This is a genomic window from Ruegeria sp. CH10 (assembly GCF_056537125.1).
Genome location: NZ_JBQFQY010000002.1, coordinates 324,668 through 337,445, shown reverse-complemented (window position 1 = coordinate 337,445; position 12,778 = coordinate 324,668). Strand labels below are relative to the sequence as shown.

General features: G+C 59.8%; 11 protein-coding genes. 6 read left to right on the top strand and 5 right to left on the bottom strand.

Annotation, left to right across the window (positions count from 1 at the left end; genetic code table 11):
- Window positions 1–169 precede the first annotated feature (169 nt).
- The gene (locus tag ACRZ94_RS07980; protein WP_480797073.1) at window positions 170–601 is read left to right on the top strand and encodes a hypothetical protein; all 432 of its coding nucleotides are present in this window, start codon (window positions 170–172) and stop codon (window positions 599–601) included.
- A 54-nt stretch (window positions 602–655) separates the two neighbouring features.
- Here ACRZ94_RS07980 and ACRZ94_RS07975 read toward each other — a convergent pair whose 3' ends face one another.
- Window positions 656–1,048 carry a hypothetical protein gene (locus tag ACRZ94_RS07975; RefSeq protein ID WP_480652064.1) on the bottom strand — a complete coding sequence of 131 codons (393 nt, stop codon included), beginning with the start codon at window positions 1,046–1,048 and terminating at the stop codon, window positions 656–658.
- A 100-nt stretch (window positions 1,049–1,148) separates the two neighbouring features.
- A complete protein-coding gene (locus ACRZ94_RS07970; RefSeq protein ID WP_480652062.1) occupies window positions 1,149–1,910 on the bottom strand; it encodes an FkbM family methyltransferase in 762 nt (253 codons plus the stop codon).
- A gap of 100 nt (window positions 1,911–2,010) precedes the next feature.
- Here ACRZ94_RS07970 and ACRZ94_RS07965 point away from each other — a divergent pair, with 100 nt between their 5' ends.
- Entirely contained in the window at window positions 2,011–2,610 is a 600-nt protein-coding gene (locus ACRZ94_RS07965; RefSeq protein WP_480652060.1) for a superoxide dismutase, read from the top strand.
- 281 nt (window positions 2,611–2,891) lie between these two features.
- Window positions 2,892–3,341 (top strand): host attachment family protein, encoded by a 450-nt coding sequence (locus ACRZ94_RS07960; RefSeq protein ID WP_480652058.1) that lies wholly within the window; start codon window positions 2,892–2,894, stop codon window positions 3,339–3,341.
- A 45-nt stretch (window positions 3,342–3,386) separates the two neighbouring features.
- On the opposite strand, the gene ACRZ94_RS07955 is transcribed toward ACRZ94_RS07960, so the two are convergent.
- On the bottom strand, window positions 3,387–3,938 hold the full coding sequence (locus tag ACRZ94_RS07955) for an LOG family protein (protein WP_480797072.1): 552 nt from the start codon (window positions 3,936–3,938) through the stop codon (window positions 3,387–3,389).
- A 126-nt stretch (window positions 3,939–4,064) separates the two neighbouring features.
- Here ACRZ94_RS07955 and ACRZ94_RS07950 point away from each other — a divergent pair, with 126 nt between their 5' ends.
- Complete coding sequence (locus ACRZ94_RS07950) at window positions 4,065–5,378, top strand: LysM peptidoglycan-binding domain-containing protein (protein WP_480797071.1); 1,314 nt, start codon at window positions 4,065–4,067, stop codon at window positions 5,376–5,378.
- A gap of 53 nt (window positions 5,379–5,431) precedes the next feature.
- Here ACRZ94_RS07950 and ACRZ94_RS07945 read toward each other — a convergent pair whose 3' ends face one another.
- A complete protein-coding gene (locus tag ACRZ94_RS07945; RefSeq protein WP_480797070.1) occupies window positions 5,432–9,247 on the bottom strand; it encodes an efflux RND transporter permease subunit in 3,816 nt (1,271 codons plus the stop codon).
- Entirely contained in the window at window positions 9,244–10,476 is a 1,233-nt protein-coding gene (locus tag ACRZ94_RS07940) for an efflux RND transporter periplasmic adaptor subunit (RefSeq protein ID WP_480652050.1), read from the bottom strand. The genes ACRZ94_RS07945 and ACRZ94_RS07940 overlap by 4 nt, the downstream gene beginning before the upstream one ends.
- A 225-nt stretch (window positions 10,477–10,701) precedes the next feature.
- Between ACRZ94_RS07940 and ACRZ94_RS07935 the strand changes: the two genes are divergently transcribed.
- Entirely contained in the window at window positions 10,702–11,373 is a 672-nt protein-coding gene (locus ACRZ94_RS07935) for a hypothetical protein (protein WP_480652048.1), read from the top strand.
- Between the two features lie 37 nt (window positions 11,374–11,410).
- A complete protein-coding gene (locus ACRZ94_RS07930) occupies window positions 11,411–12,733 on the top strand; it encodes a PQQ-like beta-propeller repeat protein (RefSeq protein WP_480652047.1) in 1,323 nt (440 codons plus the stop codon).
- Window positions 12,734–12,778 lie beyond the last annotated feature (45 nt).

Below are 12,778 nucleotides of genomic sequence, written 5' to 3'. Positions count from 1 at the left end.
TGTGGCCGCTTTGTCTCAGACAGGCGGCCACTTTTTTTGGGGCATTGTGAGTTGTTTTGCAGGCACATAAGGATGATGGCACCACGGCGAATTCTCTTTAAGATTGTGTTTGATCTTAAAGGAAGATAGCGCCGCAAACATTAGTGTTATTGTTGAAGTTGAAGGCTGAATGAAGATGAAAAAAGCGTTAGCTGCCCTGCTGTTGACCTGCGTAGCAACCACCGCGAAAGCTGAGATTTTTACCTATGATTGCACGTTGCACCGCATGGAGCATGGATGGATTTCCGAGCGTGTGATCCTGAGTGTTGACCCGGAAAACAAACGCGCACGTGTCTACGATGGGTATATTCACAATCTTGAGGGCGCGCCGAAGGACGCCCGGTTCAAGATCACCCGCAAGGGCGATTACCGGGTGTCGTGGAAGATGAAAATTCCGGCTTCGAATGGTGGGCTTACATATGTCAGCTACACAGGCGATTTGAACCCGGAAAAACAGCGCCTAGATCTGACGGCGCGTTTCCCTCAGGAAAATGTGCTCAACCGGCCTACTGGCTATGGCGGTTGCTCTGTTCAAACCGGTGAATCGCTGTACGGTTCCTGAGGTTTCGAACTTGCGCCTGTCTGAGAAAAAGCCCCGGATGATCCGGGGCTTTGTTTATTGGGCAACCTGGCAGGTGCCCGTACCACTTGGTTTGTTCGCAAAGTTGCCGTGTACAAATGCCATGCGTACCGCAACTGTGCTTCGATTTGGATCCAGATTGGCCTGATAGCGGACACGGACGTCTCCACCGGCAAGCATCCTTTCGGTCCTGTTCCAGACGATTCTGTATCCTTTTGAACCGCGATTTTTGAATTTGGCGTCGGTCCAGTCCTGAAAGTTGCTGGCCGCCCGTGCGGACTGTTGCGCCGAGTCCACCTGGAACCCGTATTCGCTGGCGATCCAGCCATGCGCATCTTGCTTAGTCATCTTGCACGTGTAGGTCACGGTTTCTGCAAATGCGCCCGAACCCAAAACTGCTGCCAAGGCAGCAATACAAAAATACTTCATTTTAAACCTTTGTTTTCAGTCGTTCGGGGTGAGAATACCTAGCGTTTTTTGCGAAACGCAAGGTGCCTCGGCAAAGCTTAATGTTTCGCCCGCTCGTCCATCAGTTGTGCAACAATATCGTCTTGTACTGCGTCAGGGCCTGTGGTGTCAGCAAGTCTGCCACGGCAATCGTCTCAGCATTTTCCGTAGCGATTTCCGCGTAGAAGCCGAGCATCTCCAACAGGTCCTTCGTGCGCGCCAATCGTTCCCCATCCGGCAGAAGCGGAGCGTGCAGCGACAAAAACAGCGCGGGGCGGCGTTCCTTTAACCAAGGGATCAGCGTCGGCAGCACCGTATACTCCGCACCTTCGATATCCATCTTGACCAGCGATACGCCCGACAGGTCGTTTACGGCTGCGAACTGATCCCACGCGATGGTTAGCGCATCAGTGCCATGCGCGCCGTCATGCAGAAGGGAACTGGTGGAATCGCCGGGCTCACCCCGGACCGAGGCCATGCGGGCCACGCCGAACCGGTCCGACAACGCCACCCCAAAGGCCGAGACGTTGCGGACCTCGTTCAGGTCCAGGTTCCAGGCCAGATGGCGGAATGCGGTGGGGTCGGGCTCAAAGCACCAGACATGTCGGGCCCGGCGCGCGCCATACAGAACCGTGGGCCCAATCCAGGCCCCGATGTCCAGGTAATCGCTGTCAGATGTCAGGTATTTGTCCAGAATGGCGAATGTCTCAGGCTCCCATGCACCGGTCGAGGCTTTGCGCCAGAATTTGGAATGGTAGGGGTCAAGGCGAAACGGTTCACCGTTCAGGGCACCCGCATAGTATCCGCGGGCGCGGTAAAACATCTTGCGCGCCTGTGTCAGCATCGCCTGCCTCCGGGTTTTATGATCTCTGCCCTTGACCTGAGGCGGTTGCCAAAGCATTTAACCCTTGGGAACCGCAACTTATATTTAACAGGGGGCCGAGATGGCTTTTGAACTTCCTGATCTTCCTTATGCACATGACGCGCTGGCAGCCAAGGGCATGTCCGCGGAAACGCTGGAATATCACCACGACCTGCACCACAAGGCCTATGTCGACAATGGCAACAAGCTGATCGCCGGGACCGAGTGGGACGGCAAGTCGCTGGAAGAGATCATCGTGGGCACCTACGACGCAAATGCCGTCGCGCAGAACGGTATCTTCAACAACATCAGCCAGCTGTGGAACCACAACCAGTTCTGGGAAATGATGGGCCCCGGCGCAAATGCCATGCCCGGTGAGCTGGAAAAGGCTCTGGTTGAAAGCTTTGGCTCGGTTGACGAATTCAAGTCGCAGTTCAGCGCCGCTGGTGCCGGTCAGTTCGGCTCGGGCTGGGCGTGGCTGGTCAAGAACGCGGACGGCTCGCTGGCTGTGACCAAGACCGAAAACGGCGTGAACCCGCTGTGCTTTGGTCAGACCGCTCTGCTGGGCTGTGACGTGTGGGAGCATTCCTATTACATCGATTTCCGCAATAAGCGTCCCGCCTACCTGACCAACTTCCTGGACAATCTGGTCAACTGGGAAAACGTTGCTTCGCGCATGTAATTCCTGAACCTATCAGGGTTTTTTGGGCCTGCTGGCGGCAACGCTGGCGGGCCCTTTTCTGTTTGCGCCGAGACCGGAGAAAACCCGCCTATTGCCGAAGTTTCAACCTGAGATGGGATTGTACCCGGCCCGGCAGTGCTTACCTTAGGTAGGGCGGAGGGAGAGAGCCGCCAATCAAAAGAATGCACTCAGGCAACGCGCCGGTTTGGTCCAGGCGCGTCACAGCACAGATGTGCCTGATGGAACAGGGATAGCCACAATAGTAACAACAGGAGAACATGATGGTCGCACTTGAACAGGGAACTTGGGTTGTCATTGCCGATGGCGAAAAGGCGCTGGTTGTCGAGAACATCACCGATGCAGAAGATCCAAACCTCGTGGTTGTTTCCGTGGAAGAGCACGACGCCCCGCTGCGTCCAACCGACAGGGCAGGGCGGCGCTTTGACGGCGGGCCAAGCCAGAAGTCAGCGGTGGAAGAACCGAACTGGAAGGCGCACGCGAAATCTCTGTTTGTGCAGGACGTTGCCAATCTATTGAACCGCAAGGGGCTGAAGGGGGCGTATAACCGTCTGGTGCTGGTCGCCAGCCCGCATGTTCTGGGCTTGCTTCGTCGCAGGCTGCACAGCGAAGTTCTGTCCAAGGTGGTGGCCGAGGTCGACAAGACCCTGACCAATCATCCGCTGAACAAGGTGGAATCCATGCTTAAGGCAAGGTTTGCGAAACCCGCTTAACCTGGCAGAACCATGGCGCGGGCGGCGCTTGCGGCCCGCAGCCTCTCAGGTCAGAAGACCCCGCAGCCGGGTCATCGCGCCCTTTGGGTTATCGACCCAGGTGACAAAGTCCCCCAGCGAGGCATCTGCAAAACCCCGGTCGATCACCTGATCCAGCAGCGTTTTCAGCCCGTCCCAATAGCCGTTCACATTCATCACCAGGATCGGTTTGTCGTGCAGGCCCAGTTGTCGCCAGGTCAGCGCCTCGAACAGCTCATCCAGCGACCCCGGGCCGCCGGGCAGGACCACGACAGCATCCGCATTCATGATCATCACCTTTTTGCGTTCGTGCATGGTTTCGGTGATCACAAAATGGGTCAGGTCGGTTTTCCCAACCTCACGTTGCAGAAGGTGAACCGGTATCACACCAAACGTATCGCCACCGGCGACTTGGGCGGCGCGGGCAACCTCGCCCATCAGGCCCACATCCCCTGCACCGTAGACCAGCCGCCAGCCTTCCTTCGCCAACAGCGTGCCAAAGGTGCGCGCGGCTTCGGGATATGCGGAATCGGCCCCATTTCGTGACCCGCAATACACACAAACGGATTTCTGAGACATTGTGATCGCGCTCCGGGGTTGTGCCTGAGGTTTTGACCCCTGATAGCGGGATTGATAGGTTGGCTCAACCGTCAGGCAGAATGTGTTTTAGCCAAAGCACTTGCGCTGTGAAGTGAAGGGGAAAAAATGGCCGAGTCGGGAAGTGGAAGGTCCGGAGGTGCGCTGTGGGGCGCAATTGCTGGTATCGTGGTCTTGGCCGTAGCGGGCGGGGTTTATCTGTTTGGCACCAACACAGAGGCACCGCAAACGACCGCCCCACAGGATGAAGTTGCTGATCAGGCCCCGCAGGAAAACACCGAGGACGTCACCGTTTCCGAAGACGCGGCCGAAACCCCGGATACCGCGTCAACGTCAGATACGGAAACTGCGGCAGCAGAACCCGAACCGCCCAAGGCGCCCGCGCTGGACCAGATTTTTGTCGAACCCGATGGCAATGCTGTCTTGTCCGGCTCGGCTGAGCCGGGATCGCAGGTTAATGTGCTGCTGGACGGCGAACCCGTACACCGTTTCACCGTAGATCCCAGCGGCAAATTTGCTGAATTCATCTCAATCCCATTTGCCAATGCCGCGCGGGGGCTGACGCTCGAGACACATGGCGAAGATCCAGTGCGCTCGGACGATTATGTGATCGCGGCTCTGCCAGAGCCTGAACCCGAGGTCGAGCCGACCCCCCCGATCGAAACGGCGGAGGCACAGCCCGAGCCCGCTCAGGATACCCCGGTTGAGGCCGAGGAGGGCGCGCCGCAGGACGAAACTGCTGAGGCTGCGGCTGAAGAGGCTCAGGCCCCTTCGACCGGCGCCGAAGAAACCCCGGCACCAGATGTGGTAGCGTCGGCTGAGCCTGAGGCTGCGCAAGAAGAAGAGAGCGCAAGCACAGGCCAGAACGTGGCGGTCCTGCGCTCGGGTGAGGATGGGGTTGAGCTGGTTCAGGCCCCGACGGCGCAGCCGCAAGACCCCGAAGAGGTCGCGCTGGATACAATTGGCTATTCCGACACGGGCGATGTTGAGCTGACGGGCCGTGTGCCGGACGGGTCCGTTGTTCGCCTGTATCTGGACAATAAGCTGGTGGCCGACCTGACCCCGGCTGAGGACGGCAAATGGCGGGGCGAATTGGATGGGGTTGATCCCGGTGTCTATACCCTGCGTGTGGACGAGGTCGGCGTGGATGGCACGGTGGTCAGCCGCCTTGAAACACCGTTCAAACGCGAGCCGGTTGAGGTTCTGCGCGCCGCCGAAGCCCCCGCTGAAACCGATCAGGTCAGCGATGCGCCGCCGCCGATCCGGTCCGTGACCGTGCAAGAGGGCGATACATTATGGGCGATCTCGCGCGACCGTTTTGGTGATGGCGTTTTGTATGTGCGTCTCTTTGAGGCCAACCGGGACGCGATCCGCGATCCCGATCTGATCTATCCCGGTCAGGTTTTCACGATCCCCGAGTAAGATCACGGTTCGGGCGGGTAAGAAAAAAGGCGGGCCAATCAGCCCGCCTTGTTTTATTCGGCCGCTTTCAGAGGAGAGGAGGGCGGACGCCCCGGTTCAGATTGCGCGCTAGACGAGAAGGCGTCGTCGGTCCAGAGAACCTCGTTGGCTTGTACCTGGCGCGCAGCTTTGCCGATGGCCATGTCCTGCGCGATCTGGCTGGACCGGCCCGAAGTCACGCTGGCCAACAGTCTTCCCAGCCAGATGATGTAGGTCGATAGCCAGACCCGCAGTGCCAGGAACGAAGGCGTTACGATCAGCGTCAGGATCGTCGCAACCCCCAGGCCAAAAACCACCGCCGTGGCCAGCTGTTTCCACCACAGCGCTGTCGGGCTGTTGATCGAATAACCGCCATTGATGAAGTCCAGCGACAGGCCGAACATCATTGGCGCCAGACCGGCCATCGTGGTCAGCGTGGTCAGCAGAACTGGGCGAATACGCGCCTCGGCCGTGCGGATAATCGCCTCGATCCGGGGCATATAGCGGCTGTATTCCTGATAGGTGTCGATCAGAACGATATTGTTGTTAACCACGATCCCCGCCAGCGCCACGATACCCGTGCCTGTCATGATGATCGAAAAGGGCTGGCCCATGATGATCATCCCGATCAGAACGCCGGTCGTCGACAGCACCACCGCCAGCAGAACCAGCACCGAGTTATAGAGCGAGTTGAACTGTGCCAGCAGGATCACGAACATCAGACCCAGGGCCCCCATGAACGCGCTGACCAGGAAGGCGCCAGATTCCTCCTGATCTTCCTGATCTCCGGTCCATTCCCAGCTGATCGCGTTCGAGAAAGGATCAGTGTTCAACCACTCGGTCAGAACAGCGATACGCTCATTCGCGTTGATCAACGCAAAACGCGCATCCCCATCGTCAATCGATGTGCGCAGATCGTCCAGCGATGGCGCGCCGGTCAATTGGAACAGCTCATAGTCGGTTCCGTCGGGCCCCGTGATCACTGCGCCCCTTGGCGTTGCGTCTTCTTCCAGCGTGCGGACAATGGCCAGACGCTGTTCTGTGCCGTCAGGGCCATCGACCACCACCTTTGACAGGCCCGGTTCAACATCGGCCTTGATGTCGTAATAGCGCTGCTGGTCGACCCGGTCGATCTCGGCCAGTTTGGCCACCGGTTGACGGGTGACAAAATTCGACAGGGGCACCAACCCGTCCGGTGTCCGCACCTTAAGCGAATCCAGGGTCGACAGCACGCGGTCTTCCTCGGGCAGGCGCACGCGGATTTCGACCTCTTCATCGGTGGTGTCGGGGCGCATCTCACCCAGCAGGATACCGCGCGTGACCAGCTGCACCATCGCGCCAACCGTCGCCACATCGGCGCCGAACCGCCCCGCCTTGGCGACATCCACGTCAATCTGCCAGTCGATGCCGGGCAGGGGCATCGTGTCTTCGATCTTGATCAGGCCCGGAGTTTCTTCAAACGCCGCACGTGCGGATTCGGCGGCGGCGGTCAATTCCTCCCACCCGTCGCCTTTGACGCGCAGATGTACAGGCTTGGCTGATGCCGGGCCCTGTTCCAGCGCGCGAATTTCGACCACAAATCCCGGCAGTTGGGCCAGCTCTGCGCTGAGCTGTTCCAGAACGTAATCACCATCATATTCCGGGTCGATGATCTGACGTTCGAACAACCCGAAAAAGGCGGGTTCCGACAGATTCGGGCGGTCTTCCCAAGGGGTGATTTCAAACTGAATGCGGCCTACGGTGTCTGACGGCGAACCTGCCCCGCCATCATTCTGATCCAGCCCGCCTTCACCGGCGAAAGCAAATACGTTCGTGACAGCCGGGTGGGCGCCGATCACTGCCTCGGCCGAGCGGACCATCGCGTCCTTTTCGGTCAGCGACAGGTTCCCTCGGGCGCGGACAAAGGCAGTGGCTTGTTCCGGTTCGGTCTCGACGAAGAATTCACTGCCGTTGTGGTTTGCGGTAAAGGGCTGGTACCCTAGGAAACTGATGCCCGTGTAAAACAGGAAAACATGGAGTACGAAGAGAAATACACCAGCAATCGTTACGAGAGGCATCACCGGATTGGCGACAAGCAGTTTTATCGTAGAACCAAACCAAGTGTGTTCGCGGGCCGAATGAACGCGCTCTTCGCGGTGGCGTTCGATCTTGGCCGCGCTCAGTGTGACCGAACCGGCAAAGCCACCGAGCACGAACAGCAGCGCGCCAAAGATCACCCCGCCCGAGCCGCCTTGCGGCAGCAGGTAGTCGGGGTTCAGCATCTGCATTGCGCCAAGGAAGATCATGTAAAGCGATGGCGGCACCAGCGCCGCGCGCACCCACCACGGGGTCAGGCTGCGCAGCCAGGTGGATGTGCGATCAAAGCTGCGGCTCAGGCGACCCGACACGCCGCCCACAACGGGCAGATAGATCAGGGCAACGATCAGCGAGGAAGACAGAACAAAGATCAGCGTGATCGGCAGCATCTTCATGAATTCACCGGGAACGCCCGGCCAGAACAGCATGGGCAGGAAGGCACACAGCGTCGTCGCAGTGGACGATACGATGGGCCAGAACATCCGCTGCGCTGCCTCGACATAGGCGTGCATGGGGCCGATGCCTTCTTTGATGCGTTTGTCGGCATATTCAACCACCACGATGGCGCCATCGACCAGCATTCCAACGGCCAGGATCAGGCCGAACATCACCATGTTCGAAATGGTCACACCCATGACCGCCAGAAACGCAAAGCTGAGAAGGAAAGAGGTTGGGATGGCAAAACCTACCAACAAGGCGGCGCGCGTCCCCAATGAGGCCAGAACGACGATCATCACCAGTGCGATGGCGGTCAGGACTGAGCCTTCAAGCTGTCGCACCATCGAGGCGACGATGCGGCTTTGATCGTTCGACGTTCCGACATCCACCGCCGCGCGCAGCTCGGCTGGCCATTTTTCCTGTGCGGTGGCAATGGTCTCTTTCACCTGCGCGACGGTGTCGATCAGGTTAAAGCCCTTGCGCTTGACCACCTGCAGGGCAACAGTGGCCTGATTGTCGAACCGCGCCGTGCCTTCGCGATCTTCGAACGTATAGTTGATCTGCGCCAGCTCACCCATGGTGACCACTCGGTCGCCATTGACCTTGACGGGCAGGCTATAGACGTCCTCGGCGGTTTTGAAAGACGAGGGGATCTTGACCGAGAAGGTGCCCTGCGCCGTATCAACCTCACCCGCTGCGATCAGCTGGTTGTTGTTTTGCACCACGCTGATCAGCTCATCCGCCGACACGTTGTAGGCCTCCAGCCGCAGCGGGTCGATGATCACCTCAAGCAGCTCGTCGCGATTGCCTGCGATACCGGCTTCAAGCACTGAATCCAGGGCCTCAAGGTCGTCCTGCAAGTCTTTGGCAAGCCGCGCCATTGTGCGTTCTGGTACCGCGCCTGTCAGGTTAACGATGACAATCGGAAACTCTGACAGATTCACTTCGTTGAGCGAATATTGCTCGGCCCCGTCGGGGAAGTCCGCCTGCGCGCTGTTCATGGCATCCCGCACGTCGGCGGTGATGGCGGTCTTGTCCCAGCCGAAATCGAATTCGAGCAGAATTCCGGCATAGCCTTCGGCCGCGGTGGCCACCATCTCTTTCAGGCCATCCAGATCAGCCAGCTCGGTTTCCATCGGCTTGATCAACAGGTTCTCGGAATCTTCTGCCGAGATGCCGGGGAACTGGACTGACACGAACAGGACCGGAACCTCGATATCCGGTTCACCTTCTTTCGGAAGGCCCACATAGGCAAACCCGCCAACCGTCAGCGAGATTGCAATGAAAGCCAGAACCATTCGGGCCCGTGTGGCGGCCCATGCAACCAATCCTGTCATTGTGCAGCTTCCCGATAGGTGGGTCGGACGGTCACGCCCTGCATGACAAATTCCTGTCCGACGACGATGACATTCACGGTTTCCGGCAACCCATCGATCCAGACACCTTCGGCGGTGTCGCGCAATAGGCGCACGGGCATGAAGTTCACGATGTTTCCGTCTCCGACCGTGCGCACGCCTACTTGGCCCTGGTTGTTCAGGGTCAGCGCAGACTGGGGCAACAGATGCGCCTTGGCCCCTGCCGCCGAGATACGGATATCTGCGGTCTGCCCGTCGCGGATAGAGAGGTCGGAGTTCGGAACAGTGATCTCAACCTCGAAGGTGCGGGTCGTTTCATCTGCCGACCGGCTGAGGAAGGTGACGCGCCCGCCGACCTCAAGCCCAGTGACCAGTCGGGCCGACGCCTCGGAACCGACGATGATCTTGTTCACATCGGTTTCGGGCACAAAACCCACCAGCTTGATCGGGTCCAGCTGAATGACCGTGGCACACAGCGAACCCGGCTGCATCAGACTGCCCAGTTCTGCGGTGTCACTTTCCAGCAGCCCGGTGAACGGGGCCTCGATGGTTTGACGCCCGACCTCGCGCTCGGCGGCGTGGACCTCGGCTTTCGCGGCTTCGATACCCGCGCGCGTGGCCTCCAGCCCCGCCTCGGCGGTTTTCACACCGGCTTCGGCCGAACGCATAGCTGCCTCGCTGGAAATCCGGCGGGTCTCTGACCCAAAGCCCGTTTCAGACAGCCGCTGCGCCGCGGTCAGGTTGATTTCGGCCTCAGCCACAAGCGCATGTGCCTCGTCAAGGCGGGCTTCAGCTTCGGGGATGCGGCTTTCGGCTTCCAACTGGGCTGCCTTGGCTTCGGCCAGGCTGGCAGGGCGGGTGCCGGGGTCAAGTTCGCACAGCAAGTCGCCGGGTTCGACAAAAGTCCCCTTGCGCTTGGGTTCAGAGATCACGGTCGACGTAGTTTCGGCCAGAACCTCGACCTGACGGTTGGCTTTGGTTTGCCCGCGCAGCAGCACCGCGCTGTCAATTTCACGCGCGACCGAGCGCAGCGCCACGACCCCGATACCGGTCTGATCCTCGGGCGAGTCGGCTGCGGCCTCGGCGGTTGACGTCGCGTCTGCCTCGGTATCTCCGCGTCCGGCAAAGGCGAACAGCGCGTCGCGCTCAAACACCAGCAAGAACAACGCTGCAATCACAAGCAGTGCATTCACGAGTGAAATCAATCGCATACAGGGTGTCTCCCAGAGTTTTTTGCCGATTTCTTAAGGGCGTATATGCCAGAAAGTGGGGCCAGACTTATATCATTTCTACACTAAACTGGATAGTTCGGATCACTTTTTTGCGCAAGATACGTCAGCTGCTTTGAAAATGTGCAAATTCCGGCCCTTGGCTTGGCAAAGGCGGCGGGGTATGACATTGCGCCATACGAACACGTCAAACCCCGGGGAGCAGGGATGAGCGACACCGACAGTTTTATTGAAGAGGTGACCGAAGAGGTCCGCCGCGATCGCCTTTTCCTGCTGCTGCGCCGCTGGGGTTGGGTTGGTGTTCTGGCCGTGGTCCTGATCGTCGGTGGTGCCGCGTTCAATGAGATTCGCAAGGCCCGCACGACCGGGCAGGCGCAGGCGCTGGGGGATGACATCCTGACCGCGCTGGCGCAGAACGACTCGGGTCAACGGGCGTCCAGCCTGGCCAGCATTGAAACTGTCTCGCCGGGCGGGGATGCGGTTGTGAACATGCTGCTCTCGTCCTCGCAGATTGAGGCGGGGTCGCGGGATGAGGCTGTGAACAGTCTGAACGCAATCGCCGTTCAGGGTGACCTGCCCGAGATTTACCGTGCCATCGCGGCCTTCAAAGCGCTGCTGCTGCAAAGCGACACACTGCCAGCCGCAGATCGGCGCGTGCAGTTTGAGGCGCTGGCGGCACCGGGTGCCCCCTTGCGTCTGCTGGCCGAAGAACAACTGGCCCTGATCGATGTGTCCGAGGGCAATGTCGATGCGGCCATTGAACGGCTGCAAGCCATGCGTCAGGATGCCGAGATCGGTGTCGACCAACAGCAGCGCGCGGCGCAACTGATTATCGCCCTTGGCGGCGAACCGGAACCGTTGGTGGCCCAGCAGGGCTGATCCACGGCAGAAAAATGACAGGCGAGTTCAGAGCATCATGGTGACAAGTCTTTTCTCACGCATAGGATTGTCGGTCGCGACCCTTTCGCTCACGGTGCTGGCGGCCTGCGAAGAGCCCGAGATCATCCTGCCCGGTCTGCGTGAAGACATCCGCCCCGCGTCGGACAACGAAGCGGTTGTGACACAGGGCTCGAAACCCATCAGCCTGCCGGCGCAGAGCGCGAATGCCACCTGGTCGCAAAGCGCGGGAACGCCCGCCTATCGCACCACCAACGCAGCGCTGCGCGCGGCACCTCAGCGCGTCTGGTCAGCCTCGATCGGTGAGGGGGATTCACGCAAGAAGCGCATCACGGCAGAACCTGTTGTGGGCGGTGGCCTGATCTATACGCTGGACGCGGGTGCCACTGTTTCGGCGGTAAACCCGCAAGGGCAGGTGGTCTGGAGCACGGACCTGATCCCGCCCAATGACGGCGACACGGACGCAACCGGCGGCGGGCTCGCCTATGCCAATGGCGCGCTTTATGTGTCGTCCGGGTTTGGCCGCCTGACCGCTTTGGATGCCACATCCGGCGGGATCAGATGGCAAAAGCGCCTGAATGCCACCGGCAGCGGCGCGCCTTTGGTCAATGACGGGTTGCTGTATCTGGTCGCGGGCGATGAAACCGGCTGGGCGGTGAACACCAAGGATGGCCGGATCGCTTGGCAAATTCAGGGCACGCCGAGCGTAGGCAATGTTCTGGGCGCTCCGGCGCCGGTGATTGCATCGGAATTTGCAGTGTTTGCTTTCGGATCCGGCGACGTTGCTGCAACTTTCCGCAAGGGCGGCATTCGCCGCTGGAACGCATCCGTGGCCGGTGGCCGCCGGGGTCGCGCCGCCGCGCAGATCGTGGACGTGACCGGCGGGCCGATGGTGGTGGGCGACACAATCTATATCGGCAACCACTCGGGCCGCACGGTCGCATTCGATTCAAACTCTGGCGAGCGGATCTGGACTGCGGGCGAAGGTGCCGTGGATACGGTCTGGCCTGCGGGTGACAGCCTGTTCCTGATCAGCGACCGCAGCCAGCTGGTGCGGCTTAGCCGGGCGGATGGGTCGGTAATCTGGGCGCAGGACCTTCCGGGTTTTGTGAAAGACAAACCCAGACGCCGTGGTCCGATCGTGGCCCATTACGGCCCGATCCTTGCGGGCGGTCGCATTGTCGTCGCCTCAAATGACGGGTTCCTGCGGTTCTTCAACCCGGTCGATGGCACGCTGGTCAATCAGATCGAAGTCCCCGGCGGTGCCACCACGGCTCCGGTTGTGGCGGGTCAGACGCTGTACGTGGTGTCGACCAAAGGTGATTTGCACGCTTTCCGTTGACCGCAAGATGCGCTAAAGGGCGCGTCTGAGTCTTGAAAGTTGAGT

Coding starts and splice junctions, on each gene's coding strand:
- ACRZ94_RS07955 (WP_480797072.1), bottom strand. CDS start 3,938: ATGTCTCAGAAATCCGTTTGTGTGTATTGCGGGTCACGAAATGGGGCC.
- ACRZ94_RS07975 (WP_480652064.1), bottom strand. CDS start 1,048: ATGAAGTATTTTTGTATTGCTGCCTTGGCAGCAGTTTTGGGTTCGGGC.
- ACRZ94_RS07980 (WP_480797073.1), top strand. CDS start 170: ATGAAGATGAAAAAAGCGTTAGCTGCCCTGCTGTTGACCTGCGTAGCA.
- ACRZ94_RS07950 (WP_480797071.1), top strand. CDS start 4,065: ATGGCCGAGTCGGGAAGTGGAAGGTCCGGAGGTGCGCTGTGGGGCGCA.
- ACRZ94_RS07940 (WP_480652050.1), bottom strand. CDS start 10,476: ATGCGATTGATTTCACTCGTGAATGCACTGCTTGTGATTGCAGCGTTG.
- ACRZ94_RS07965 (WP_480652060.1), top strand. CDS start 2,011: ATGGCTTTTGAACTTCCTGATCTTCCTTATGCACATGACGCGCTGGCA.
- ACRZ94_RS07945 (WP_480797070.1), bottom strand. CDS start 9,247: ATGACAGGATTGGTTGCATGGGCCGCCACACGGGCCCGAATGGTTCTG.
- ACRZ94_RS07970 (WP_480652062.1), bottom strand. CDS start 1,910: ATGCTGACACAGGCGCGCAAGATGTTTTACCGCGCCCGCGGATACTAT.
- ACRZ94_RS07960 (WP_480652058.1), top strand. CDS start 2,892: ATGGTCGCACTTGAACAGGGAACTTGGGTTGTCATTGCCGATGGCGAA.
- ACRZ94_RS07935 (WP_480652048.1), top strand. CDS start 10,702: ATGAGCGACACCGACAGTTTTATTGAAGAGGTGACCGAAGAGGTCCGC.
- ACRZ94_RS07930 (WP_480652047.1), top strand. CDS start 11,411: ATGGTGACAAGTCTTTTCTCACGCATAGGATTGTCGGTCGCGACCCTT.